Source organism: Mucilaginibacter sp. CSA2-8R, assembly GCF_038806765.1.
Classification (GTDB): domain Bacteria; phylum Bacteroidota; class Bacteroidia; order Sphingobacteriales; family Sphingobacteriaceae; genus Mucilaginibacter.
Genome location: NZ_CP152389.1, coordinates 1237062 through 1258505 on the forward strand (window position 1 = coordinate 1237062; position 21444 = coordinate 1258505).

Annotated in this window: 21 protein-coding genes; 15 read left to right on the forward strand and 6 right to left on the reverse strand. The window is 43.2% G+C overall.

Annotated features, from left to right (window positions below; translation table 11 throughout):
- The first annotated feature begins 34 nt into the window (after positions 1-34).
- Genes AAGR14_RS05425 through AAGR14_RS05435 form a run of 3 tightly spaced genes read left to right on the forward strand, consistent with a single transcriptional unit; the run spans position 35 to position 2920 of the window.
- Complete coding sequence (locus tag AAGR14_RS05425; RefSeq protein WP_342647577.1) at positions 35-1201, forward strand: glycosyltransferase family 87 protein; 1167 nt, start codon at positions 35-37, stop codon at positions 1199-1201.
- Positions 1201-2160, forward strand: a complete 960-nt coding sequence (locus AAGR14_RS05430; protein WP_342647578.1) for a glycosyltransferase family 2 protein — start codon at positions 1201-1203, stop codon at positions 2158-2160. The genes AAGR14_RS05425 and AAGR14_RS05430 overlap by 1 nt, the downstream gene beginning before the upstream one ends.
- Positions 2135-2920 (forward strand): polysaccharide deacetylase family protein, encoded by a 786-nt coding sequence (locus tag AAGR14_RS05435; protein ID WP_342647579.1) that lies wholly within the window; start codon positions 2135-2137, stop codon positions 2918-2920. Before AAGR14_RS05430 ends, AAGR14_RS05435 begins: the two co-directional genes overlap by 26 nt.
- Before the next feature lie 11 nt (positions 2921-2931).
- On the opposite strand, the gene AAGR14_RS05440 is transcribed toward AAGR14_RS05435, so the two are convergent.
- Together AAGR14_RS05440 and AAGR14_RS05445 are read right to left on the reverse strand one after the other, a co-directional pair.
- Positions 2932-3234, reverse strand: a complete 303-nt coding sequence (locus tag AAGR14_RS05440; protein ID WP_342647580.1) for a hypothetical protein — start codon at positions 3232-3234, stop codon at positions 2932-2934.
- A 1-nt stretch (position 3235) separates the two neighbouring features.
- Positions 3236-3841 (reverse strand): hypothetical protein, encoded by a 606-nt coding sequence (locus tag AAGR14_RS05445; protein ID WP_342647581.1) that lies wholly within the window; start codon positions 3839-3841, stop codon positions 3236-3238.
- A 98-nt stretch (positions 3842-3939) separates the two neighbouring features.
- On the opposite strand from AAGR14_RS05445, the gene guaA reads away from it, so the two are divergent.
- The 4 genes from guaA to yiaK all read left to right on the forward strand — a co-directional run bounded on the left by guaA (position 3940) and on the right by yiaK (position 8993).
- Positions 3940-5469 carry a glutamine-hydrolyzing GMP synthase gene (gene guaA, locus AAGR14_RS05450; protein ID WP_342647582.1) on the forward strand — a complete coding sequence of 510 codons (1530 nt, stop codon included), beginning with the start codon at positions 3940-3942 and terminating at the stop codon, positions 5467-5469.
- Positions 5426-6691 (forward strand): ABC transporter substrate-binding protein, encoded by a 1266-nt coding sequence (locus AAGR14_RS05455; RefSeq protein WP_342647583.1) that lies wholly within the window; start codon positions 5426-5428, stop codon positions 6689-6691. Before guaA ends, AAGR14_RS05455 begins: the two co-directional genes overlap by 44 nt.
- Positions 6688-7890 carry an RsmB/NOP family class I SAM-dependent RNA methyltransferase gene (locus AAGR14_RS05460; protein WP_342647584.1) on the forward strand — a complete coding sequence of 401 codons (1203 nt, stop codon included), beginning with the start codon at positions 6688-6690 and terminating at the stop codon, positions 7888-7890. The genes AAGR14_RS05455 and AAGR14_RS05460 overlap by 4 nt, the downstream gene beginning before the upstream one ends.
- Positions 7891-8027: 137 nt before the next feature.
- On the forward strand, positions 8028-8993 hold the full coding sequence (gene yiaK, locus AAGR14_RS05465; RefSeq protein ID WP_342647585.1) for a 3-dehydro-L-gulonate 2-dehydrogenase: 966 nt from the start codon (positions 8028-8030) through the stop codon (positions 8991-8993).
- 30 nt (positions 8994-9023) lie between these two features.
- On the opposite strand, the gene AAGR14_RS05470 is transcribed toward yiaK, so the two are convergent.
- Positions 9024-9764: an RluA family pseudouridine synthase gene (locus AAGR14_RS05470; RefSeq protein WP_342647586.1), complete on the reverse strand. Its 741-nt coding sequence runs from the start codon at positions 9762-9764 to the stop codon at positions 9024-9026.
- 139 nt (positions 9765-9903) lie between these two features.
- Entirely contained in the window at positions 9904-10719 is an 816-nt protein-coding gene (gene panB / locus AAGR14_RS05475) for a 3-methyl-2-oxobutanoate hydroxymethyltransferase (protein WP_342647587.1), read from the reverse strand.
- Positions 10720-11002: 283 nt separating this feature from the next.
- On the opposite strand from panB, the gene carA reads away from it, so the two are divergent.
- The 3 genes from carA (at position 11003) to AAGR14_RS05490 (ending at position 13099) form a co-directional block, all read left to right on the forward strand.
- Positions 11003-12103 (forward strand): glutamine-hydrolyzing carbamoyl-phosphate synthase small subunit, encoded by a 1101-nt coding sequence (gene carA / locus AAGR14_RS05480; RefSeq protein ID WP_342647588.1) that lies wholly within the window; start codon positions 11003-11005, stop codon positions 12101-12103.
- A gap of 236 nt (positions 12104-12339) precedes the next feature.
- Positions 12340-12756, forward strand: coding sequence for a hypothetical protein (locus AAGR14_RS05485; RefSeq protein ID WP_342647589.1), 417 nt, complete (start codon positions 12340-12342; stop codon positions 12754-12756).
- Between the two features lie 127 nt (positions 12757-12883).
- Entirely contained in the window at positions 12884-13099 is a 216-nt protein-coding gene (locus AAGR14_RS05490) for a DUF2945 domain-containing protein (protein WP_342647590.1), read from the forward strand.
- Positions 13100-13172: 73 nt separating this feature from the next.
- Here the strand turns inward: AAGR14_RS05490 and AAGR14_RS05495 are convergent, their stop codons facing one another.
- Together AAGR14_RS05495 and AAGR14_RS05500 are read right to left on the reverse strand one after the other, a co-directional pair.
- Positions 13173-13505, reverse strand: a complete 333-nt coding sequence (locus AAGR14_RS05495; protein ID WP_342647591.1) for a hypothetical protein — start codon at positions 13503-13505, stop codon at positions 13173-13175.
- A 408-nt stretch (positions 13506-13913) separates the two neighbouring features.
- On the reverse strand, positions 13914-14597 hold the full coding sequence (locus tag AAGR14_RS05500; RefSeq protein WP_342647592.1) for a class I SAM-dependent methyltransferase: 684 nt from the start codon (positions 14595-14597) through the stop codon (positions 13914-13916).
- A gap of 147 nt (positions 14598-14744) precedes the next feature.
- Here AAGR14_RS05500 and fabG point away from each other — a divergent pair, with 147 nt between their 5' ends.
- From fabG to AAGR14_RS05525, 5 genes are all read left to right on the forward strand, one after another.
- On the forward strand, positions 14745-15488 hold the full coding sequence (fabG, locus tag AAGR14_RS05505) for a 3-oxoacyl-[acyl-carrier-protein] reductase (RefSeq protein WP_342647593.1): 744 nt from the start codon (positions 14745-14747) through the stop codon (positions 15486-15488).
- Positions 15489-15555: 67 nt separating this feature from the next.
- Positions 15556-15810 (forward strand): DUF3253 domain-containing protein, encoded by a 255-nt coding sequence (locus AAGR14_RS05510; RefSeq protein ID WP_342647594.1) that lies wholly within the window; start codon positions 15556-15558, stop codon positions 15808-15810.
- A 92-nt stretch (positions 15811-15902) separates the two neighbouring features.
- On the forward strand, positions 15903-18020 hold the full coding sequence (locus tag AAGR14_RS05515) for a hypothetical protein (RefSeq protein ID WP_342647595.1): 2118 nt from the start codon (positions 15903-15905) through the stop codon (positions 18018-18020).
- Entirely contained in the window at positions 18020-18619 is a 600-nt protein-coding gene (locus AAGR14_RS05520; protein ID WP_342647596.1) for a trimeric intracellular cation channel family protein, read from the forward strand. The genes AAGR14_RS05515 and AAGR14_RS05520 overlap by 1 nt, the downstream gene beginning before the upstream one ends.
- Positions 18620-18826: 207 nt before the next feature.
- Positions 18827-21295 (forward strand): glycoside hydrolase family 31 protein, encoded by a 2469-nt coding sequence (locus tag AAGR14_RS05525; RefSeq protein WP_342647597.1) that lies wholly within the window; start codon positions 18827-18829, stop codon positions 21293-21295.
- Positions 21296-21444: the final 149 nt, after the last annotated feature.

Below are 21444 nucleotides of genomic sequence, written 5' to 3' on the forward strand. Positions count from 1 at the left end.
ATTTGTAACAAACAATTGACGGTATTATCTCTGCATGGCTAAATATTTAAAGTTTTTTACCAATCGCATTTTCGTAACAGTTATCTGGTTTGGTTTAAGCTTTTTCGCCATCTTAAAACAGGCGCTCCATCAGCATATCAACAATTACCAGATTTATAAATACACTTTTATTAACCTGGTAAAGCAGATTGATTTGTATGCGCCGCAACCCAAATTTTTTGAAGATAGCAATCATTACGGCCCCATATTCGGGTTAATTATTGCGCCTTTTACCCTTTTTCCTGATGGGATAGGGGTAGTTTTGTGGGTAATGGTAAATGCGTATATATTATACCAGGCTATACTCATGCTGCCGTTTACGGCACAGCAGCGCAATGCTGTATTGCTTATTTGTGCCCATGAGTTGATGACGGCTGCTTTTAATGCGCAGTTTAACCCCATGATGACGGCCCTGATCGTATTGAGTTACGTATTCATCAAGCGTAAAAATAACTTGTGGGCAGCCTTTGCCATTGTGTTAGGCACCTACATTAAACTGTATGGCGTAGTAGGCCTCGCTTTCTTTTTCTTTTCTGATAATAAACCAAAGTTTATACTCTCGCTAATTTTTTGGGGTGTGGTACTATTTGCGCTGCCCATGGTGGTATCCTCTCCAGGTTTTGTAATGCAAAGCTATTATGATTGGTATATGAGCCTTACCGAAAAAAATGCAAGTAACGCCATGTCATCCATGCAAGATATCAGCGTAATGGGCATGATAAGGCGAATATTTTATTATCCGCAATTATCTAACCTGTTGGTGCTGTTACCAGGCCTGGCATTATTTGTAACAGCCTACCTGCGTTACAAAAGTTTTGGCCATACCGCTTTTCAGTTGCTGTTACTGTCATCCGTATTAATATTCACTGTCATATTTAGCACAGGGTCCGAGTCGCCCACCTATATCATCGCATTTGTAGGGGTAGGCATCTGGTTTATGAATCTGCCGCGCCCGGTAACCGGATTTGAAATTGGGCTGCTGGTGTTTGCCCTGCTGGTTACCAGTTTGTCGCCATCCGATTTATTTCCAAAATTTATCAATCGCCAGTATATTAAACCTTACGCCTTAAAAGCACTGCCTTGCTTTATCATCTGGCTAAAAATTGTTCACGAAATACTAACCCGGAAGTTTGACCGGCAACCTGTTTTAGCAGCAGCATAATGAGAAAGAAAGTTTCTGTAGTAATTCCGTCTTTTAACGAGGAAGGCAATATTGAGGCTTTGGCAGCCCGCCTGGTTAAAGTGCTTCAAACTATCAAATACGACTACGAAGTAATTTTTGTAGACGATGGCAGTTCTGACGGTACCTTAGATAGGTTGAAGGGCCTTGCTGGGTTAGATAACCATTTGTATTACTTAGAGTTGTCGCGTAATTTCGGTCACCAGAATGCGCTGAAGGCCGGGTATGACTATGCCGACGGCGATTGTGTGATTAGTATGGACGGCGATATGCAGCATCCGCCCGAAATGATTCCGCAGTTTTTAGAAAAATGGGAAGAGGGCTACGATGTAGTGTATACCTGCCGCGAATACCAGGATGAAACCACGTTTTTTAAAACCAAATCTTCTGACTTGTTTTACGGTGTCCTCAATTCGTTATCAGATACCAAGCTGGAAAGGGGGACGGCCGATTTCAGGCTGATAGACCGTAAGGTGGCTAATGTGGTGTCCAGTCTTAACGAGAATGGTCTGTTTATCCGTGGCCTGATCAAATGGTTGGGTTTTAAGCAATACGGCATCCATTACCAGGCCGAAGCCCGTTTTTCGGGTCAAAGCAAGTACACGCTCAAAAAAATGTTCAGGTTTGCAAGCCAGGGTATTACCGCCTTTAGCGTAAGACCGTTATATCTGGCAACCGGATTGGGAATATTCTTTTCGTTATTATCGCTACTGTACATACCCTACATTTTAATTAGCTACTATTCCGGGCACGTCATCTCCGGATGGGCTTCTATCTTGGCTACCATTGTATTTTTTGGCGGAGTGCAGCTTATGGTATTGGGCATCATCGGTACCTACTTAGGTAAACTGTTTATGCAGGCCAAGCAGCGTCCTAATTATATTATTCGTTCTACAAATTTGCAGCGTATTAACCATGATCTTGTTAAGCTTCGATATTGAAGAGTTTGATATGCCGTTTGAGTATGGTAAGGATATTTCTTTTAACGACCAACTCGCTATATCAACCACCGGTACCCTGCACATTTTGCAGATACTAAAAAGTGCTGGGGTAAAGGCCACCTTTTATTGTACAGCTAATTATGCTATGCACCGGCCGGAGATTATTAAGCAAATTATTAACGAGGGCCATGAGTTGGCCTCACATGGTTATTACCATACCGATTTTAAACCCGAACATTTATTACAGTCCCGACTTAAGCTTGAAGAAATTGCCGGTGTGCCGGTAAAAGGTTACCGTATGGCCCGCATGATGCCGGTTGATGAACGGGAGATTGAAAAGGCGGGATATATATACAACTCATCCATCAACCCAACGTGGTTGCCGGGGCGTTATAACAACTTTAGCAAGCCACGCACCTGGTTTTATAACAGTAATGTATTGCAGCTGCCATCGTCGGTATCTCCTTTAATACGCTTTCCGTTGTTTTGGTTAAGCTTTCACAACCTGCCTATGGGTTTGTTAAAATGGCTGTGTGCCGCCACGTATCGCAAAGACGGGTATATAAACTTATATTTTCACCCCTGGGAATTTACAGATTTGAACCAGCCAGAGCGTTTTGGCTTTCCGGGTTATGTAGTGCGTAACAGTGGCGACGCGTTTATTAAACGACTAACCGGTTTTATAACCTGGGCAAAAAGTAAAAATTATCAGTTTGCAACTACCGGTAGTTTTGTAAATAAAGTGCAAGCAAAACATTAACCCAGAAAAGGTTAATGAATTATACGGCTAATTTGAAAAAATACCGCCATGCCGTAAATAATCAGCATCACCGAATTTACGATCAGCAATAGATTTAAATCTGGCTGATTGTACTTTTTTACGGCCGCAGCAACAGACAAACCCATAAAGCCGGCTATTAGCAGTACCGGAAAAATAAGGCGCCATTGATATAAATTGATAGAGCCTAACTGCTGTAGCTTACCGCTGTTTTGCACAATGGCAAAACCGGCAACCAACAGTAGTATAAACACTAACCGCATCATAAATTTGGCTAAAAATTTACTTGTTTTCATTTTAACGTTCTGATATGATATCCAGGCATTGCTGGCTTAATTTTTTAAGTCGGGTATCTAAGCTGTTAAACCCAGCAACGTTTTCACTGTTTTGGTATAACTTTTTAATAAGCGCCAGGTTTTCATCGTAAGGATCGCAGGCCTGTACCTTTTCCAAATGAGGTAACGTTTTGTTAATTGCCGCCAGGTAAGCACTTTTATATTTATCGTAAGCTGCCCGGTCGCCTTTAGAGGCATTTAGTTTAACCCCTAATTCGTTAACGGTGCGCAGATACAAGTGACCCAAAGCTAAATGAGCTACGTAGTAATTTGGTAAAGCAGCAGTTACCTTTTCGTAATAGTACTGTGCCTTAGCCGGCTGGTTGGTTTCTTCATAAACTTTAGCCATGCCGTTATAAAAGCTGATGCGGCTCTTTTCGGGTAAATGGGCCGCATCGGGTATAATGGTATTGCCCAGCTCCAGGGCTTTACGGTAGTTGTTTTGGGTACGAAACAAGTTAAAGTCGGTATACTTATTATATAACTCATTGTTGTTTTGTGCACCTGCGGTATATACTGTTAAACAACAAACAATCATTAATAACAAAGCCTTCAAAGTCTTAATCATAAGTGTGTGATGGGGTTTAAGCGGGCGCAAAATACCTATAACACCGTACAATCTCAAATCTCTTACCCACATCTCGCTGGTAAATCCTATCTTTGCCCATGCCTGAAAAAATTCTCATCCTTGATTTCGGCTCGCAGTTTACGCAACTGATAGCCCGCCGCGTTAGAGAGCTTAACATTTATTGCGAGATACATCCGTTTAACCATTTTCCAGAAGTAGACAGCACAGTAAAAGGTATCATCCTTTCGGGTAGCCCGTATTCGGTACGCCAACAAGATGCACCGCAGTTTGATTTTGCTGCATTTCATGGTAAACTACCTATTTTGGGTGTATGTTATGGTGCACAATATTTGGCACAACATAACGGTGGCGAAGTGCAGGCCTCTAATACGCGTGAGTACGGCCGGGCTAATCTGCAATACATCGTTGAGGATAATCCGCTGTTTAAACAGGTTCCGTTAAATTCTCAGGTATGGATGTCGCACGGGGATACCATTACCAACATTGCCGAAAATTTTGAGGTAATTGCCAGCACCGACAGCGTTAAGGTAGCGGCTTATCATATTAAAGATACCCAAACCTATGGTATTCAATTCCATCCGGAAGTAACCCATAGCTTAGACGGCAAGCAATTGCTGCAAAACTTTTTAGTTGATATTTGCGGTTGCCATCAGGAGTGGACTTCGGAGTCGTTTATCGAAACTACTATTGCCGCTCTAAAAGAAAAATTAGGTAACGATAAAGTAGTATTAGGTCTGTCAGGCGGTGTTGACTCATCAGTGGCTGCTGTATTACTGCATCAGGCTATTGGTAAAAATCTGTACTGCATATTTGTTGATAACGGCTTGTTGCGCAAGGATGAGTTTGAATCGGTGATGGATTCTTACCAGCACATGGGTTTAAACGTGAGGGGTATTGATGCAAAACAACGTTTTTACGACGCGCTGGCCGGTTTAACTGATCCTGAAAAGAAACGCAAGGCTATAGGCCGTGTGTTTATTGAGGTGTTTGATGATGCCGCGCACGAGGTACAGGATGTAAAATGGTTAGGGCAAGGAACAATTTATCCGGACGTTATAGAATCGGTATCAGTAAACGGGCCATCAGCAACCATAAAATCGCACCATAACGTAGGTGGGTTGCCCGACTTTATGAAACTCAAAGTAGTAGAGCCTTTAAATACCTTATTTAAGGATGAGGTGCGCCGCGTGGGTAAATCATTAGGTATTGATGATGCTATTTTGGGTCGTCATCCGTTCCCCGGTCCGGGCCTCGCTATCCGTATTTTAGGTGATGTTACGCCCGAGAAAGTAGCTATACTGCAACAGGCCGATGCAATTTATATCAACAATTTGCGTTCGGCCGGTGTTTATGATAAGGTTTGGCAGGCCGGCGCCATTTATTTGCCGGTACAATCGGTAGGGGTAATGGGCGACGAACGCACTTATGAAAACGTAGTTTGTTTGCGTGCGGTAGAATCATTAGATGGTATGACAGCCGATTGGTGCCACTTACCTTACGAGTTGCTTGCTAAAATATCTAACGAAATAATAAACAACGTAAAAGGCATAAACCGGGTTGTATATGACATTAGCTCAAAGCCACCGGCTACCATTGAGTGGGAGTAAACGTTTATGGCTGCTGGTTTTGCTGGCAGCCATAGGCGCTTGTACACCCAAGGTACGCAGGACAGGCAAAACATTACCGGTTAAACCGCCTACTATCGAGCCCGACAAACCCGTAGCGCCGCCCCCCGCAGCTGCAGAGAAACCCGTAGTAGCTAAAACTTCGAGTATTGCCTTGCTTTTGCCGTTCGGGCTGGATAACATCGGTTCAGTTAAAGGCTACAAATCGGCCGATTTAAAAAAGGCCGACATTGCGGTTGACTACTACCAGGGCTTTAAACTGGCTTTGGATTCATTAACTGCCAAAGGATATAATTACAAGGTACAGGTTTACGATACCAAAGACGAGCCGGGTTACACCCATAGTTTGTCTGTTAATCCGAATATTCGCAATAGTAATCTCATTGTAGGGCCTGTTTTTCCGGAGGGTATTAAATCATTTGCGGGTAAGCCGGCAGTTATTAAAAAGCCGCTGGTATCTCCGTTAGCCCCCGCTTCGCCGGCAGATTTTGCTAACCCTAACCTGATTACAGTAATCCCACCGTTAGATTACCATGCTTATAATGCAGCCAAATTTATTGTCAGCCGCGTTAAGCCGCGTAAAGTTTTCATTTTACGTTCGGGCTTTACCGAGGATAATAAATACATTGTTCCGTTTAAGCTATCTATAGATAGTATAAGCAAAAAGAAGATACAGGTAGTTTATTACACGGTTTCGCATGGCAGCTTTAAGTCGCTTTTGCCACAGTTAAACAACAAGGTGGAGAATGTATTTATTGTGCCATCGGTTAACCAAAGCTTTTTAACTGTGACGTTGCGCTCGCTCGATACTTTAGCTACGCATTACCCCATTACCACCATTGGACACCCTAACTGGGAGAAGCTGACGTTTTTAAAGCCTGATATTTTGCAGCATATTAAAGCGCATATAACCTTAGCCGACAGAATTAATTACCGTGCTGCCGGTACGGTTAACTTTATAAGGGCTTATCGTAAAGCGTACAAAAAAGAACCTTCGGCATTTGCTTACAAAGGTTTTGACGAGGGGTATTACTTTGGCGAAATACTGGCACAGCATGATGATGCCTTTAGCCGGCTTGATCAGCATGACTATAAAGCCCTGCACAATGAATTTAAGTTTGTAAAAAAAGCAGGCCAGGGTTGGATTAATACGCATGTAAATGTGTTTAGATACAGTAACTTTGAGTTAAAGAAGGTAGAATGAAAGCCCTTAACCAGCTCAAAACTTTTCAGCGGCTGTTGGCCGAATATCCGGCTGATGTACAGCTCAATAAATTTTTGCCTGGTTTTTTCAGGCAAAACAAGCAAATGGGCTCTACCGACCGTCGTGTGGCCAGCCGGTTAATTTATAATTATTTCAGGCTGGGTAGGGCCATAGCCGATGTGCCTGCCGAAGACCGGCTGATGGTTGCCGAGTTTTTGTGCAATACGCAAACTAATTCATTTATCCAGCATTTTAAGCCCGAGTGGGCCGCCTGCATATTTTTTGGGCTGGGCGAAAAAATACAGATGGTAAAAGCGGTCTATCCGTCTTTTAATCTCGAGCAGGTTTATCCTTTTCATAACCGGCTTTCAAAATCGATTGATAAGGAAGAATTTTTAAAATCCTTTTTTATTCAGCCCGATCTTTTTATCAGGGTTCGTAAAGGTTTTGAGCAACAGGTAAAGGCAACACTCAATAAAGCCGGTATCACTTTTAAAGACGAAGGGAACAACTGCTTAACCCTAACCAACGGCATTAAACTGGATAACTTGTTTCCGAACCAGCATTGGTTTGAAGTGCAGGATTATTCTTCGCAACAAACGGCACAATATTTCCGTCCGCAAAGGTGGGAAAACTGGTGGGATGCCTGCGCGGCATCAGGTGGTAAAACCTTGATATTGCACGAGCAGGAGCCCGATTTAAAGCTGGTGGTATCAGATAAGCGCGAGTCTATCTTAGCCAATCTCGACGAGCGCTTCAGGCAAGCCGGTATCAATAAATATCAAAAAAAGGTATTGGATTTAACGCAGAACCCCGATTTTTTGATGCACAATTACGCTTTTGACGGTATTATTTTGGATGCACCCTGCACCGGCTCGGGTACCTGGGGCCGCACACCCGAACTGATATCGCAGTTTGAAGACCACCGGGTAGAGTTTTTTCAGCGCTTACAGCAAAGCATTGCCCGCAACGTGGTTAAGTACCTGAAACCCGGTAAGCCTTTAATTTATATAACCTGCTCAGCTTTTAAAGCCGAAAATGAAGATGCTGTCGATTTTTTGGTGAACGAATTGGGTTTGCAACTGGAGCAGATGCAGGTATTAAAGGGGTATGAGCATAAAGCTGATACGATGTTTGTAGCCCGTTTGCTGGCCAAGCCCGAAGCTTCATCTACCAGCGTACAACCCGAACTTTCTTAAACTTCCTATTTTAACGGTAAGGCCAACCATTCAGGTTAAGGTATGTTGCTTAGTAATAACTATCTTTTTGAGGTAAACAATTGTGAAGCTCAAAATGGATTTATTGTATTACCGTTATGCGTGTACCCTTTCAAATTATGCAATCCGAATTTAAGCGGATATTGCTCAATATTGGATTTTCTGAGAATAAGGCTGATGCCTGCGCCACTATATTTACTGAGAATAGCTGTGATGGTGTATATACCCATGGCTTAAACCGTTTCCCGGTTTTTGTGCAGTATGTTAAAGATGGCCTGGTTAAACCTGATGCAGAGCCTGCCATACTTAAACAGTCGGGCGCTGTTGAGCGGTGGGATGGTAACCTGGGGCCGGGGCCGCTCAATGCCAGGTTTTGTATGGACAGGGCTATTGCGCTGGCCAAAGAGCATGGTATTGGTTGTGTGGCCATACGTAACACCAATCACTGGATGCGCGGCGGCACGTACGGCTGGCAGGCTGCCAGCGCCGGCCTGATTGGCATTTGCTTTACCAATACCATTGCTAACGTACCGCCCTGGGGAGGTACAGAGCCACGGCTGGGTAATAATCCGGTAGTTATAGCGGTACCGCGCGAGGGTGGGCATGTTGTATTAGATATGGCGGTATCGCAATACTCATTTGGTAAGCTGCAGCAGTACCGTGCCAGTGGTGATGAATTGCCCTTGCCCGGTGGTTATGATGAAGAAGGCAAGCTATCTACCAACGCTGCAGCTATTATTGATAGTGGGCGACTGCTGCCGGTAGGTTTCTGGAAAGGCTCCGGCTTATCATTGATGCTTGATTTGTTGGTAACGGTATTAAGTCAGGGCAAATCAACCGCCGAAATTGCCAAAGGCGAAGCGGAGTACGGCGTATCGCAGGTGTTTATCTGTATAAAACCATCAGCCGATAATAATGAGGCTTTAATTGAGCAGATATTGGAATACAGCAAAGGAGCAAAACTAATTGATGAGAATGACCCCATCCGCTACCCTGGTGAAAGCACGTTAAAAACACGGCGTAAAAATATGGAAGAAGGTATCCCGGTAGATGAAGCTATTTGGGCTAAGGTGCAGGCGCTATAAACAAGTGCGGCACCTTGCGGTGCCGTTGTTTTATTCTCCTTTTAAAACAATCTCCTCGTCTTTTTCATGAACCAAATGTGCAAACTTATCCCAAAAGCCATCTTTGGGCAGCGGGGCGATAATGTCAACCGGTTCCTTTTTTACTGGATGTATAAACTGCAAACGGCGGGCATGCAGGCAGATGCTCTTTTTTAAACTACCACGCGGATAGCCGTATTTATTGTCGCCCACAATAGGGCAGTTTAGGGTAGATAATTGTACCCGTATTTGGTGTGGCCTACCGGTTATAGGATTAACCTGAATCAGGTAATAGCCATTTAACTCACCGGCTAAGCGGTAATGTAATTCCGAACGCTGGCTACCCTGCACCTCATGCCCATGTGCCTTAGTTACATTTTTTTGTGGGTTTTTAACCAGCCAGTGTACCAGGTTGCCAAAAGGTGGTTCGGGCCGGTTGCGTACCACGGCATAATATGTTTTGCGCATTTCGCGCGTTTTAAACATTAGGTTTAGCCTTTCGAGCGCTTTGCTGGTTTTAGCAAATAAAATAACGCCGCTCACGGGGCGGTCTAAACGGTGTACCACGCCTAAAAAGGCACCGTTAGGTTTGTTGTATTTTTTAGCTATGTATTTTTTTACCTTTTCATCCAGGGGTTCATCGCCGGTATCATCTACCTGTACAATGTCGCCTGCTCGTTTGTTAATAGCTATAATATGGTTGTCTTCATACAAAACGTCAAAGTCGGTAATATCTGGGTTAAGGTTTTGCATGCGTTAAAAAGAGTTGGTAAAATAAAAATACGATTTTGGGCAATGATTGTTTGGCAGGTTAAGGCTATCCCCATAACATGAGTTGTACAATAAACCGTGCCGGTTGCAATGATAAAAACTTCAGGATGCCAAGTACAAATTAGTACTGTTCTTTGCTGTTCGGAAAGTCCTGCGCTTTTACATCACTTACGTAATGCTGTATGGCCTCGTTCATCACCTCATAAAGGCTGGCATACTGCCTTAAAAAACGTGGGCGAAAGCCTTTGTTGAGGCCCAGCATGTCATGTATCACCAATACCTGCCCGTCACAGTGCTGCCCGGCGCCAATGCCAATCGTCGGGATCAGCAGGCTCTGCGTAACTTCTTGTGCTAAAGCCGCCGGAATTTTTTCGAGCACAACGGCAAAGCAGCCGAGCTCTTGCAATTTGGCAGCGTCTTCCCGTAATTTTTGGGCTTCGGCTTCCTGCTTGGCACGTACAGTGTAAGTGCCAAATTTATAAATAGATTGGGGCGTTAAACCTAAGTGGCCCATTACAGGTATGCCTGCCGTTAAAATACGTGTTATTGATTCGGCTATTTCAACGCCGCCTTCCAGTTTTACAGCGTGTGCACCCGACTCTTTCATAATACGGATAGCCGAACTAAGCGCCTCTTTAGAGTTACCCTGGTAAGAGCCAAAAGGTAAATCAACTACCACCAACGAACGGGTGGCCGCCCGCACTACCGACGATGCATGATAAATCATTTGGTCGAGCGTAATAGGCAGGGTGGTTTCGTGTCCGGCCATTACATTTGAGGCCGAGTCGCCTACTAAAATCACATCAATACCGGCGTCATCTACAATTTTAGCCATGGTATAATCATATGCAGTAAGCATGGCTATTTTTTCACCAAGGCCTTTCATGGCCTGCAAGCTGTGCGTGGTAACGCGCTTAATTTCTTTATTTACTGACATGACTTAGCTGTAGATTTTAATAATGATGAAGACCTTTTAGTTGATTTATATGCAGGTTATTAGAGTTAATACTAACAATCAAACAGAACAACGTTATAAACGGTACAAAGGTAGAAACTACAGCTTAATAAATTATTGAAAATTTACATAGTGTAAACACTAAAATAACGTATTTTTGCGGCGTGAACACAGACGCATGCTTGTTGTTGCAAAACCACTGCCTTCACGGAGCTGTACTGCAGGCCAACCGGCCCATTTTTAATCCTTTTATATTTTTTGTAAGATGACCAACTACACAAAGCTACCGGCTATTTTGTTACTTGCTGACGGAACCGTTTTTCATGGTAAAGCTGCCGGCAAAATTGGTACAACCACTGGCGAGATTTGCTTTAATACCGGCATGACGGGTTACCAGGAAATTTTTACAGACCCTTCATACTTTGGGCAAATTATGGTAACTACCAATGCACACATCGGTAATTACGGTATTTCTAAAGACGAAATTGAATCGGAAAAAATTCAGATTGCCGGGTTGGTTTGTAAAAACTACAATATTGCCTATAGCCGTAAACAAGCTGACGAATCTATACAGGATTATTTTCAGGAAGAAAACATTACCTGTATTTCTGACATCGACACCCGGCAACTGGTCCGTCACATCAGGGATAAAGGTGCCATGAATGCCATCATTTCATCAGAGATACTGGATATTGAAGAGTTAAAGAAACGTTTGGCTGCAGTGCCATCAATGGACGGCCTGGAGTTATCATCGCAAGTATCTACGGAAGAAACTTATACAGTAGGCGACGAAAATGCACCTTACCGTGTTGCCGTATTGGATTTAGGTGTGAAGAAAAACATTCTGCGCAACTTTACCGAGCGTAACGTTTATGCCAAAGTATACCCGGCTAAAACATCTTTCGAAGAAATGGAAGAAGATTTTAAGCCAAGCGGTTACTTTATTTCTAACGGCCCCGGCGATCCGTCGGCTATGCCTTATGCGGTTGAAACTGTAAAAGATATTTTAGAGGCTGATAAACCAATGTTTGGTATTTGCCTGGGTCACCAGTTGCTGGCGTTAGCTAATGGTATCCCAACCAAAAAAATGTTTAACGGCCACCGTGGTTTAAATCACCCGGTAAAAAATATTATTAAAGATCATTGCGAGGTTACTTCGCAAAACCATGGTTTTGGTGTAGTGCAAGAAGCTGTTCGCGCATCTGATAAGGTGGAGATTACCCACGTTAACCTGAACGACCAATCAATTGAAGGGATCCGTGTAAAAGAAAAGAAGGCATTTTCGGTACAGTATCACCCGGAGTCGTCGCCAGGCCCGCATGATAGCCGTTACTTGTTCGACGACTTTGTTGACTTAATGAAGTAAGAATTTTAAATATGATTTAAGGCCGGTTAAGAAATTGACCGGCTTTTTTTGGGTTTAAAAAGTAATTATAGGGTGCCTGTAAAGCACTGCCGGGCAACGTTGTTGATACATTATGATATTTAGTCGTTTATTATTGTTAAGTTAACATTTATCCATTAGCTTTATAAGCAAATAAAACCAGTTATACTTTCAGTATCTGATTTAAGATGATCTGACTTGTTGCGCCAACTCGAACCATGAATAAATTTTTATCTGTTTTTGCCATCCTGATTATGCTTATAGCTGCTTCTTGTCAAAAAGCAGAGATGAACAATCCGGCTAAAGCAGATACTGCGGCACTGGTTAAGCAAGCATCAATTATTACGGTTAACGGCCCCCTTACAGCTATCGTAAACCAAGAAGTTAGCTTTAATGTATCATGGCCCTATACTGGCAACTGCGAAAAGTTTAAGAGTTTTAAAATAAGTACGCTTAAAGATACCACACATATTAAACTTTTTGTAGCTACCAACGCGAGTGAAGACTGTACCGGTAAAGAAGTTAAGCGTTCCTCTGTTTACAAATTTAAAGCAGCTCATCCCGGTACCTACATCTTAAAGTTTGTAGGCTCGGATAATAAGCCAGGTATCATCGATACAGTAAAAGTTAACTAACGGCTCCCGTTACGTTATCAGCAATTTCATGTTTTTCTCTCCTGTTTTTACATAAGCTATCTTACTGTGGAAAAGTCTTTTTAAAACTGGCCTGCCTTTTGCCTCAATATCAGCAAACATCAATACCATGAAAAAAGGAGAAACTGTACACTGGAAATGGGGCAAATCGGAAGCCGAAGGTAAAATTGAAGCTAAACACGAAGAGCCGGTAAAAAAACAAAGCAAAGGCAGCACCATTAAGCGCAAAGCCAGCAAAGACGAACCGGCCTATGAAATTAAGCAGGAAGATGGCACCAAAGTGCTGAAATCTGAAAGCGAACTGAAAAAAGGAAAGAAAAAATAGGGTTAGATTAAAGAATACAGAATCAAGAATACAGATGGATATCGTCTGTATTCTTGATTCTGTACTCAAATAATTACTCTTTAATATAAACTTCGCCTTTATAAGGTGAGATGGTATCGTAAAATTTGTATTGGGCTACATGTAAAAGGTAATAGGTCATGATGTCGCACCAACAAATCTCATCATGAAACATCGGTACTTTCGGAAATTTACCTTCCTGTTTACTCTCTTCTTTGTTGTAATTATATTCTCCGTCGTGCTGTTTAATCCATTCTCTGAACTGGTCAAACTCGGCAGGTTCTGAAAAAACAATCTTAAAGTGTGTTTCTTCTGTAACTGATTTTAGGTCATCATTCATGTAATGATGAAATTTATGACGGTGACGGATAATTTTGGCCGTATACATAGTTTTGCGCTGTTAGTTGGTAGCCTAACAACAAAAACGGCACCCCGTTTTAATAATTATACAATATAAAAACAAATCAGGAGTAAAAGAAATATTGAAATAATAAAAATAGAACGATGTTAACGGATATGATAATAGTGTAAAACTTAATGAGTTTTAGATTTTGTGTTCGAATGTTCTTTTGTAAAAGAAAGCCGCAAATAAATAACAATATCATCAGGGGTGATAGACAGATTATTAAATTCGCGACTGGGTGATATTTTTCATCAGACAGTGCTCCCTCGCCAAATAACATCCAGTAATAAAAGATACCTCCAATCAGTAACAAGACCATGAGGCCCACAGAAAGTATAACCCCCAATATAAGACGCCAGTAAGATATTTTGGCTTTGATGACTTCCTGAAACCTCATCTGCTCTTTCTGCTCCAAACCACAGCCCACATAATGTTCTTCCAAATAACATCTACTTCGGTAAAGCCAACGGCTTCCAGTTGTGTAAGGTGCCAGCCTACCGGGGTGTGATAATCGTGTGCTTCCTGGTGCTCCATCCATAACTGCCAGTCGGCCTCAGTTGAGCCTAATTTGAAGGCCTCATCTTTCCAGCGAGCAATGTGTTTTTGATAAACCTCTTCAATAATGCCGCGCGTTTGGTCGGCCCATACAAAGATGCCGCCGGGTTTAAGTAAGCTGTGTACCTGCGCATACAGGCCAGCCTTGGCTTCGTCGGGTATGTGATGAATGGCAATGCTCGATATAATGAGATCAAAAGTTTCGGGCGCAAAATTGAGTTCGCTAAAATCCTGCTGATGATAAAATACGTTTTTGTGTTGGGCAAAGCGCTGCCGGCATTCCTGTAAAATATCGGCCGATAAATCCAGGGCGTGTATGGATGCTCCCGGGAAATGTTGCAATGCAGCGGCTGTAAGGTTGCCTGTGCCACAGCCCAAATCTAAAATCTGCTGCGGTTCCAGTGCATCGGGTATATAGTGAAACAGGTTATAAAATATCTCATCATAACGCGGCACGCAACGGCTGATGAGTTCGGTATAACGATTACTGAGCTGGTTATAAAAGGCTTCAACACTTTCCATCTTTCGAAGATAAAAATTTACGGTTGTAGATTATGTTTAGCGAAGTTTATCTGCCTAAAGCATGGACATTGTTACGCAACGGCTAAAACTATGAACTGAAAACTAAAATACCTACCTTCACCGGTTCGAAAATCACGCTGATAAAATATGAAATTGTTAGAAGGAAAAACCGCGTTAATTACGGGAGCATCTAAGGGAATAGGCCGTACTATTGCCGCAAAGTTTGCCGAACATGGCGCTAACGTGGCCTTTACTTACTTGTCGTCGGTAGAGAAAGGCCAGGCTTTAGAGCAGGAACTGCAGGCGCATGGTACACAAGTTAAAGGTTACCGTTCTGATGCCTCTAAATTTGACGAGGCCGATAAGCTGATCAACGATATTGTAGCCGATTTCGGCAAACTGGATATCGTGGTAAACAATGCAGGTATTACTAAAGACGGCTTGTTGATGCGTATGACCGAAGACCAGTGGGATGAGGTATTAGATGTGAACCTGAAATCGATATTTAATGTAACCAAAGCTGCATCGCGCGTGATGATGAAAGCCCGTCAGGGTGTTTTTATTAACATGAGCTCGGTAGTAGGTGTGCAGGGCAACGCCGGTCAGGCTAATTACGCTGCTTCAAAGGCGGGCATTATAGGTTTCTCAAAATCGGTAGCCAAAGAGTTAGGTTCGCGTAACATCCGCACCAACGTGGTAGCACCGGGTTTTATTAAAACCGAAATGACCGAAGTGCTGGACCCTAAAGTGGTAGAAGGCTGGACCCAAAACATACCGCTTAAACGTGCCGGCGAAACCCAGGACGTAGCCAATGCCTGCGTTTTCCTGGCGTCAGATTTAAGCGCTTACATTACCGGTCAGGTTATCGCTGTTGACGGCGGTATGTTGTAAGGTTTTTATTTGATGGTTCATTAATGGTAGTATATGGTAGTTGTTTAATCGCTGTAACCCGTCATCAATGAACCATCAATCTTTAATTAGCCATACCATTTTACAAATGGCTACCGAGCGTGGCGCCGACAAAACCATCTGTCCGTCTGAGGTGGCCAGGGCGCTTTTTCCGGCTAACTGGCGTGAGCACATGGATGAGGTAAGGCAGAGTGCAGTCGAGTTGCAGCGTGCCCGGCAGGTAAGCATTACTCAAAAAGGTGAGCCTGTTGATACCGAAAATATAAAAGGGCCAATCCGCATCAAAATTGTAACTACTTCATAACGGGTGGTTAATGGTTCATAGTTTTATTAAATAAAAAGTTATTTTAGCCTGTAATGGGTTGCTATGTGCTTTTATTTGTAAACCATCACCTGGTGCTGAATTCTATAACCAATTATTCTTTTTTGCTTTTTTCTGTAACCTGGGGGCAGGTATCAGGCTGGTGGACACCGGTTTGCTTGCTGGTAGGTGTTTTATACACCTGGTTGATGTACCGGCAGCCAGCTACCCTGTCCAACACGGTTCGTTATACACTGGCGGCGTTGCGTGCCATAGCGGTGTTTCTTATAGCTTTTTTGCTGGTATCGCCGCTCATCAAAACGGTTACTTACCAGCCACAAAAGCCTCTGGTGCTTATTGCACAAGATAATTCTTCTTCCATCACCACCTTTAAACCCAAAGCTTTTAATATTGCTCAGTTTAATAAACAGCTGGCAGCTTTAAAAGGGTTATTAGGGAACGATTATGATGTACGCGAATTTAATTTTGACCGCGAGCTGCACACAGGGTTAAGCGCTGCTTATCTTGGTAAGCAAACTAACCTGGCGGCGGCCATTAAGCAGCTTAATGAGCAATTTGTTAATCAAAACATTGGCGCGTTGATATTGCCTACGGATGGTTTATACAACCAGGGAGCTGATCCGCAATATGAAGCCCGTAATCTTAAAACCAGTATTTATCCCATTGCTTTGGGCGATACCGTACCACGCAGGGATTTGTTGATTGGCAACGTTAATTACAACAAAACAGCGTTTTTAGGAAACGACTTTATAATTGAGGTATTGGTTGAGGCTTACCAAAGCCAGGGCGAAAATATGCGGCTTACTGTAACCGAAGGTGGACGAGTATTGCATACCCAAATTGTTGCCATAAACAGTCCGTCGTTTCGCAAAACGGTTAGCGTAAAAATTAATGCCGATCGTAAAGGCGTTCATCAATACCAAATTAAACTGGCGCCGGTAAGTAACGAGTTATCGGTGCAAAACAACGAAGAAACAGTTTACATTGAGGTGTTGGATGCCAGGCAAAAGGTGCTGTTGGTGTACAACAGTCCGCACCCGGATGTAAGTGTAATTAAGCAACTGGTAGAGCATAATAAAAACTACGAGTTGAAGGCCGTACAGACTAACAACATTAACACTGTAAAACTTAGTGATTACGGGTTAATTATTTTATATCAGTTAACCACTGGCGATAACCTGGCTTTAAAAAGCTTTGCGGCTCAAAGCAAGGTGCCGCTATGGTACATAACCGGTGCCCAAAGCAACCTTAGCGATTTTAACGAGGAGCAGAGCACTATCCGTATTATTGCAGGCCGTACCGATGTGCAGGAAGAATTTGCTGTGCCTGTGCCCGGTTTTTCATTATTTACATTATCTGATTCTACACTAAATAAACTTAATAAGCTGCCGCCGTTGCTGGCGCCGTTTGGTAATTACGGGTCGGCTGCCGGGGCATCGGTGTTGCTAAAGCAAAAGATAGGCAGTGTAAGTACCACCTACCCCTTACTGGCATTTCAGGAAGCTGATGGCAGGCGCACCGCTGCACTTACAGGAGAAGGTTTGTGGCGCTGGAATTTGGCCGAGTACGAGGCATACGGCAATCACAGTGCTTTAGAAGAACTTTTTGGCCAAAGTATACAATACCTTACCGCCAACGCCAACAGGCAGCGCTTTAGGGTGTACCCTGCCAAAAACGTTTTTGATGAGGGAGAGAACATCCTGCTCAATGCCGAACTTTACAATGATGCCCTGCAGCTTATTAACACGCCCGATGTTAACGTTACGCTAAAAAATGCTGTTAATAACAAAAGCTACAGCTTTTTATTTAGCCGTGCTGGGCAAAGTTATCAGCTTAATGCCGGCGCATTACCTGCCGGTACTTACACTTATTCATCAGCAAGTAAGTTAGGCCGCCAAACTTTTAATGCTAAAGGCCAGTTCACGGTAAAGGCTTTAAATTTAGAGAGCAGGCAAAGCGCTGCTAATCATCAGTTATTATATAGCCTGGCCCGGCAGTTGGGCGGACAAGTGCTGCAGCCCTCGCAAATGAGACAGCTGGCCGATCTGATTCGCAAAAATGATAATATCAAAACCGTGGTTTATGATGACCAGCAGTATACCGACCTGGTAGACAGTAAGTGGGTTTTTGTGCTGATACTGGCTTTGTTAAGCACCGAATGGTTTTTGCGCAAGCGCGAAGGGGAGGTGTAATGTTCAGTATCTTAAACATCATCGAACTTTTGGGCACTATTGCTTTTGCTATTTCGGGAGCATTTTCGGCCATGCAAAAGCGTTTGGATGCGTTTGGGGTGCTGGTAATTGCATTTATTACGTCTATAGGCGGCGGCACCATCCGCGATGTGCTGATTGGTTACACGCCGGTGAGCTGGATGCGTAACCTGCATGGGCCAATTGTTATTACTCTCACTGTTATTGCAGCTATTCTTTTTAAAAAGTATATCAAAAGCTTTAAGGTAACCTTGTTTTTGTTTGATGCGTTGGGTTTGGGCTTGTTTACACTTATTGGTTTACAAAAAGGGCTTGATGCTGGCTTAAGGCCGGTAATATGCATTATTTTAGGAACCATTACCGGCAGTTTTGGCGGTGTACTGCGCGATATCTTGCTCAATAACATTCCGCTCATATTTCGTAAAGAGATATATGCAACCGCCTGCCTGATTGGTGGGTCGGCTTATTTTATTTTGTTGCCGTTCACGGATGCTAACTGGGCAAAAATTGTGGCTATATCATTGATTTGCGGCCTCCGCATTTTGGCAGTGAGATATGATTTGAGGTTGCCGGTATTGTAATAGTTAAAACAATTAGCCGTTTTGGAGTTTAATGATGATAAAAAAAACTTAAGTTTTAGAAATCATTGTTAAAAAAATTTCCTTCTGTATAAAAAGTCATATCAAATTAAGCTTTAAATCGTATAATGGCTAAATTTTTAGCCTTGCTACTAATCGTATCGTGGATATTTCAAGTTTTTATTTTTGCTAAGTCTCTAATTAATTTAAATGGAACAAAATACAACCCCTGCTGAACCAACCCCTGAGTCGCCTGCGGTAAAATTGATTGAACAAGAAGAGGAAGTTTTTCAGCACGTTAATAACCCGGTAGCCAACTTAAAGCCTATCGTAAAAAAATACCTTGCATCGCCCAATCATGTGGAGCAAAAAGGTAATAAGTTTTTAATTTCTGATGGCGAAGCTACTGTTGAGGTCATTGTGATTACCGACGAAATTATCCGGGTTAGAATGGCACCCCACAGTGTTTTTCTGGAAGATTTTTCGTACGCTGTGCCTAAACTGCAAGCTAAGGTGTCAGTTTTTCACCTGCACGATGAGCCTGATGAGTACCGCATATCTACCAATACCGTTAACTGCCACATCAGTAAAAAAGATTTTCTAATTTCGTTTTCCGACAGCCAAAGCCACATCACCAGTAAAGATGCTGTGCCTATGCACTGGGAAGAGAACGTGCAGTTTGGCGGCTACTATGTGTTTGGTACCAAAGAGTGTCATCCCGAAGAGGCATTTTACGGTCTCGGCGATAAGCCAACCGATCTTAACCTGCGTGGCAAACGCTTGGTAAACTGGAACACCGATGCTTACTCATTTGCCTGGAACCAAGATCCGATTTATCGCAGCATTCCGTTTTACATCAGCTTAAATGAGGGTATAGCGCACGGTATTTTCTTTGATAATACGTTTAAAGCACATTTTGATTTTGGTGCTGAAGACCGCAGTAAAACCAGTTTTTGGGCAGATGGCGGCGAGTTGCAATACTATTACATCCATGGTCCGCATATGATGGATGTGGTAAAGCGTTACCATTTGTTAACAGGTACGCACCCCATGCCACCACTTTGGGCATTGGGCTACCACCAGTGCCGCTGGAGCTATTACCCGGAATCTAAAGTACGTAAAGTAGCTACCGGTTTCCGCGAAAATAAAATTCCGTGCGACGGTATCTATCTGGACATTGATTATATGGACGGTTATCGCTGTTTTACTTGGAATCGCAAATATTTCCCTGATCCTAAAAAAATGATTAAGGAACTGGCGGCTGATGGTTTTAAAACGGTAGTTATTATTGATCCTGGTATCCGTGTGGACGATAACTATTCCGTTTTTCGTGAGGGTAAGGCTAAGCGATATTTCTGTCGGCGCAGTGATGATTATTTTATGGAGGGGCATGTATGGCCAGGCCGTTGCCAGTTTCCGGATTTTACCAATCCCGAAGTGCGCGAATGGTGGGGGACCCTGTTTGACGAATTAGTGCAAATGGGTGTAGCCGGCGTTTGGAATGATATGAACGAGCCGGCTGTGTTTGGTTCGGGTACATTCCCGGATGATGTGAGGCACCAGTTTGACGGTTACCGTGGCTCGCACCGCAAGGCGCATAACGTATACGGCATGCAAATGGTACGTGCCACCTACGAGGGAATGCGTAAGCTGATGAAAAACAAAAGGCCGTTTACCATCACCCGTGCGGGCTATTCTGGCGTACAGCGTTTTACCTCGGTATGGACGGGTGACAATGTAGCCTCATGGGAGCATTTGCGTTTAGGTAACGTACAATGCCAAAGATTATCAATGTCGGGTATTCCGTTTTGTGGTACTGATATCGGCGGTTTTAGCGGCGAGCCTGACGGCGAATTGTTTACCCGCTGGATACAGATGGGAACTTTCTCTCCATTTATGCGCGCCCACTCTGCCGGTGATACCAAAGAGCGTGAGCCCTGGAGCTTTGGCGAACCGTACACTGCCATCAACCGTAAATTTATAGAGTTACGTTATAAATTACTGCCTTACTTATATTCTACATTTTGGGAGCATCATCGTTACGGGTTTCCGATACTGCGTCCGGTGGTAATGCAGGAGCAGGGCGAAATTAACAATCAGGCCCGCCAGGACGAATTTACCTACGGTGATAAAATTTTGGTTTGCCCGGTAATGGAGCCTAACCAGCGCAGCCGCCGCGTGTACTTGCCTAAGGGCCGCTGGTTTAATTACTGGGACAATACCGAGGCAGAAGGCGGTAAAGAAGTAGAGGTAGCTACGCCGCTCGAAACTATTCCAATTTTCATTAAAGCCGGTTCGATAATACCCGAATACCCGGTTATGCAGTACGTGGGCGAAAAGGAAATAGAGGAGGTTAAGCTCAAAGTATATTACAGCGAAACCGAAGCTAACTCTTTCTTTTTTGAAGACTACGGCGAAACCTTTGCTTACGAGCAGGACATATATTCAGAAAAGAAATTTGTGGTAAGCGGTAAGCCAACGTCCATGACTATACAACAAACCATGGAAGGCCTGTATACACCGCGTTATGAGAAATACCATTTTGCGGTGGCGGGTTTACCCTTTAAGCCATCAAAAATTATAGCCGATGGTAAAGAGGTTGCAGACTTTACGTTTAATGAGCAAAAAGTGCTCGACTTTAAGTTTACCAAAAACTTTAAGCAGATCGAAGTTTTATAACGTCGCCTTAATAGTCAAAAAGAAAAAGGTGCCCGAGTTAATCAGGCACCTTTTTCTGTTAGGTTAATTTGTTAAATGCAGTTAATATAGATACACGGCTAAGTAAAGCGGTGTTTTTAATTTTTATAAACGTCCTTAATCCACTATTT

Bases quoted from the DNA above. Each gene is read 5' to 3' on its own strand.
- AAGR14_RS05495 (WP_342647591.1), bottom strand. From the start codon at position 13,505: ATGTATACGGCCAAAATTATCCGTCACCGTCATAAATTTCATCATTAC.
- carA (WP_342647588.1), top strand. From the start codon at position 11,003: ATGACCAACTACACAAAGCTACCGGCTATTTTGTTACTTGCTGACGGA.
- AAGR14_RS05485 (WP_342647589.1), top strand. From the start codon at position 12,340: ATGAATAAATTTTTATCTGTTTTTGCCATCCTGATTATGCTTATAGCT.
- AAGR14_RS05525 (WP_342647597.1), top strand. From the start codon at position 18,827: ATGGAACAAAATACAACCCCTGCTGAACCAACCCCTGAGTCGCCTGCG.
- AAGR14_RS05470 (WP_342647586.1), bottom strand. From the start codon at position 9,764: ATGCAAAACCTTAACCCAGATATTACCGACTTTGACGTTTTGTATGAA.
- AAGR14_RS05425 (WP_342647577.1), top strand. From the start codon at position 35: ATGGCTAAATATTTAAAGTTTTTTACCAATCGCATTTTCGTAACAGTT.
- AAGR14_RS05510 (WP_342647594.1), top strand. From the start codon at position 15,556: ATGAACCATCAATCTTTAATTAGCCATACCATTTTACAAATGGCTACC.
- AAGR14_RS05500 (WP_342647592.1), bottom strand. From the start codon at position 14,597: ATGGAAAGTGTTGAAGCCTTTTATAACCAGCTCAGTAATCGTTATACC.
- AAGR14_RS05460 (WP_342647584.1), top strand. From the start codon at position 6,688: ATGAAAGCCCTTAACCAGCTCAAAACTTTTCAGCGGCTGTTGGCCGAA.
- AAGR14_RS05520 (WP_342647596.1), top strand. From the start codon at position 18,020: ATGTTCAGTATCTTAAACATCATCGAACTTTTGGGCACTATTGCTTTT.
- yiaK (WP_342647585.1), top strand. From the start codon at position 8,028: ATGCAATCCGAATTTAAGCGGATATTGCTCAATATTGGATTTTCTGAG.
- AAGR14_RS05445 (WP_342647581.1), bottom strand. From the start codon at position 3,841: ATGATTAAGACTTTGAAGGCTTTGTTATTAATGATTGTTTGTTGTTTA.
- guaA (WP_342647582.1), top strand. From the start codon at position 3,940: ATGCCTGAAAAAATTCTCATCCTTGATTTCGGCTCGCAGTTTACGCAA.
- AAGR14_RS05440 (WP_342647580.1), bottom strand. From the start codon at position 3,234: ATGAAAACAAGTAAATTTTTAGCCAAATTTATGATGCGGTTAGTGTTT.
- AAGR14_RS05430 (WP_342647578.1), top strand. From the start codon at position 1,201: ATGAGAAAGAAAGTTTCTGTAGTAATTCCGTCTTTTAACGAGGAAGGC.
- fabG (WP_342647593.1), top strand. From the start codon at position 14,745: ATGAAATTGTTAGAAGGAAAAACCGCGTTAATTACGGGAGCATCTAAG.
- AAGR14_RS05435 (WP_342647579.1), top strand. From the start codon at position 2,135: ATGATCTTGTTAAGCTTCGATATTGAAGAGTTTGATATGCCGTTTGAG.
- AAGR14_RS05455 (WP_342647583.1), top strand. From the start codon at position 5,426: ATGACATTAGCTCAAAGCCACCGGCTACCATTGAGTGGGAGTAAACGT.
- panB (WP_342647587.1), bottom strand. From the start codon at position 10,719: ATGTCAGTAAATAAAGAAATTAAGCGCGTTACCACGCACAGCTTGCAG.
- AAGR14_RS05490 (WP_342647590.1), top strand. From the start codon at position 12,884: ATGAAAAAAGGAGAAACTGTACACTGGAAATGGGGCAAATCGGAAGCC.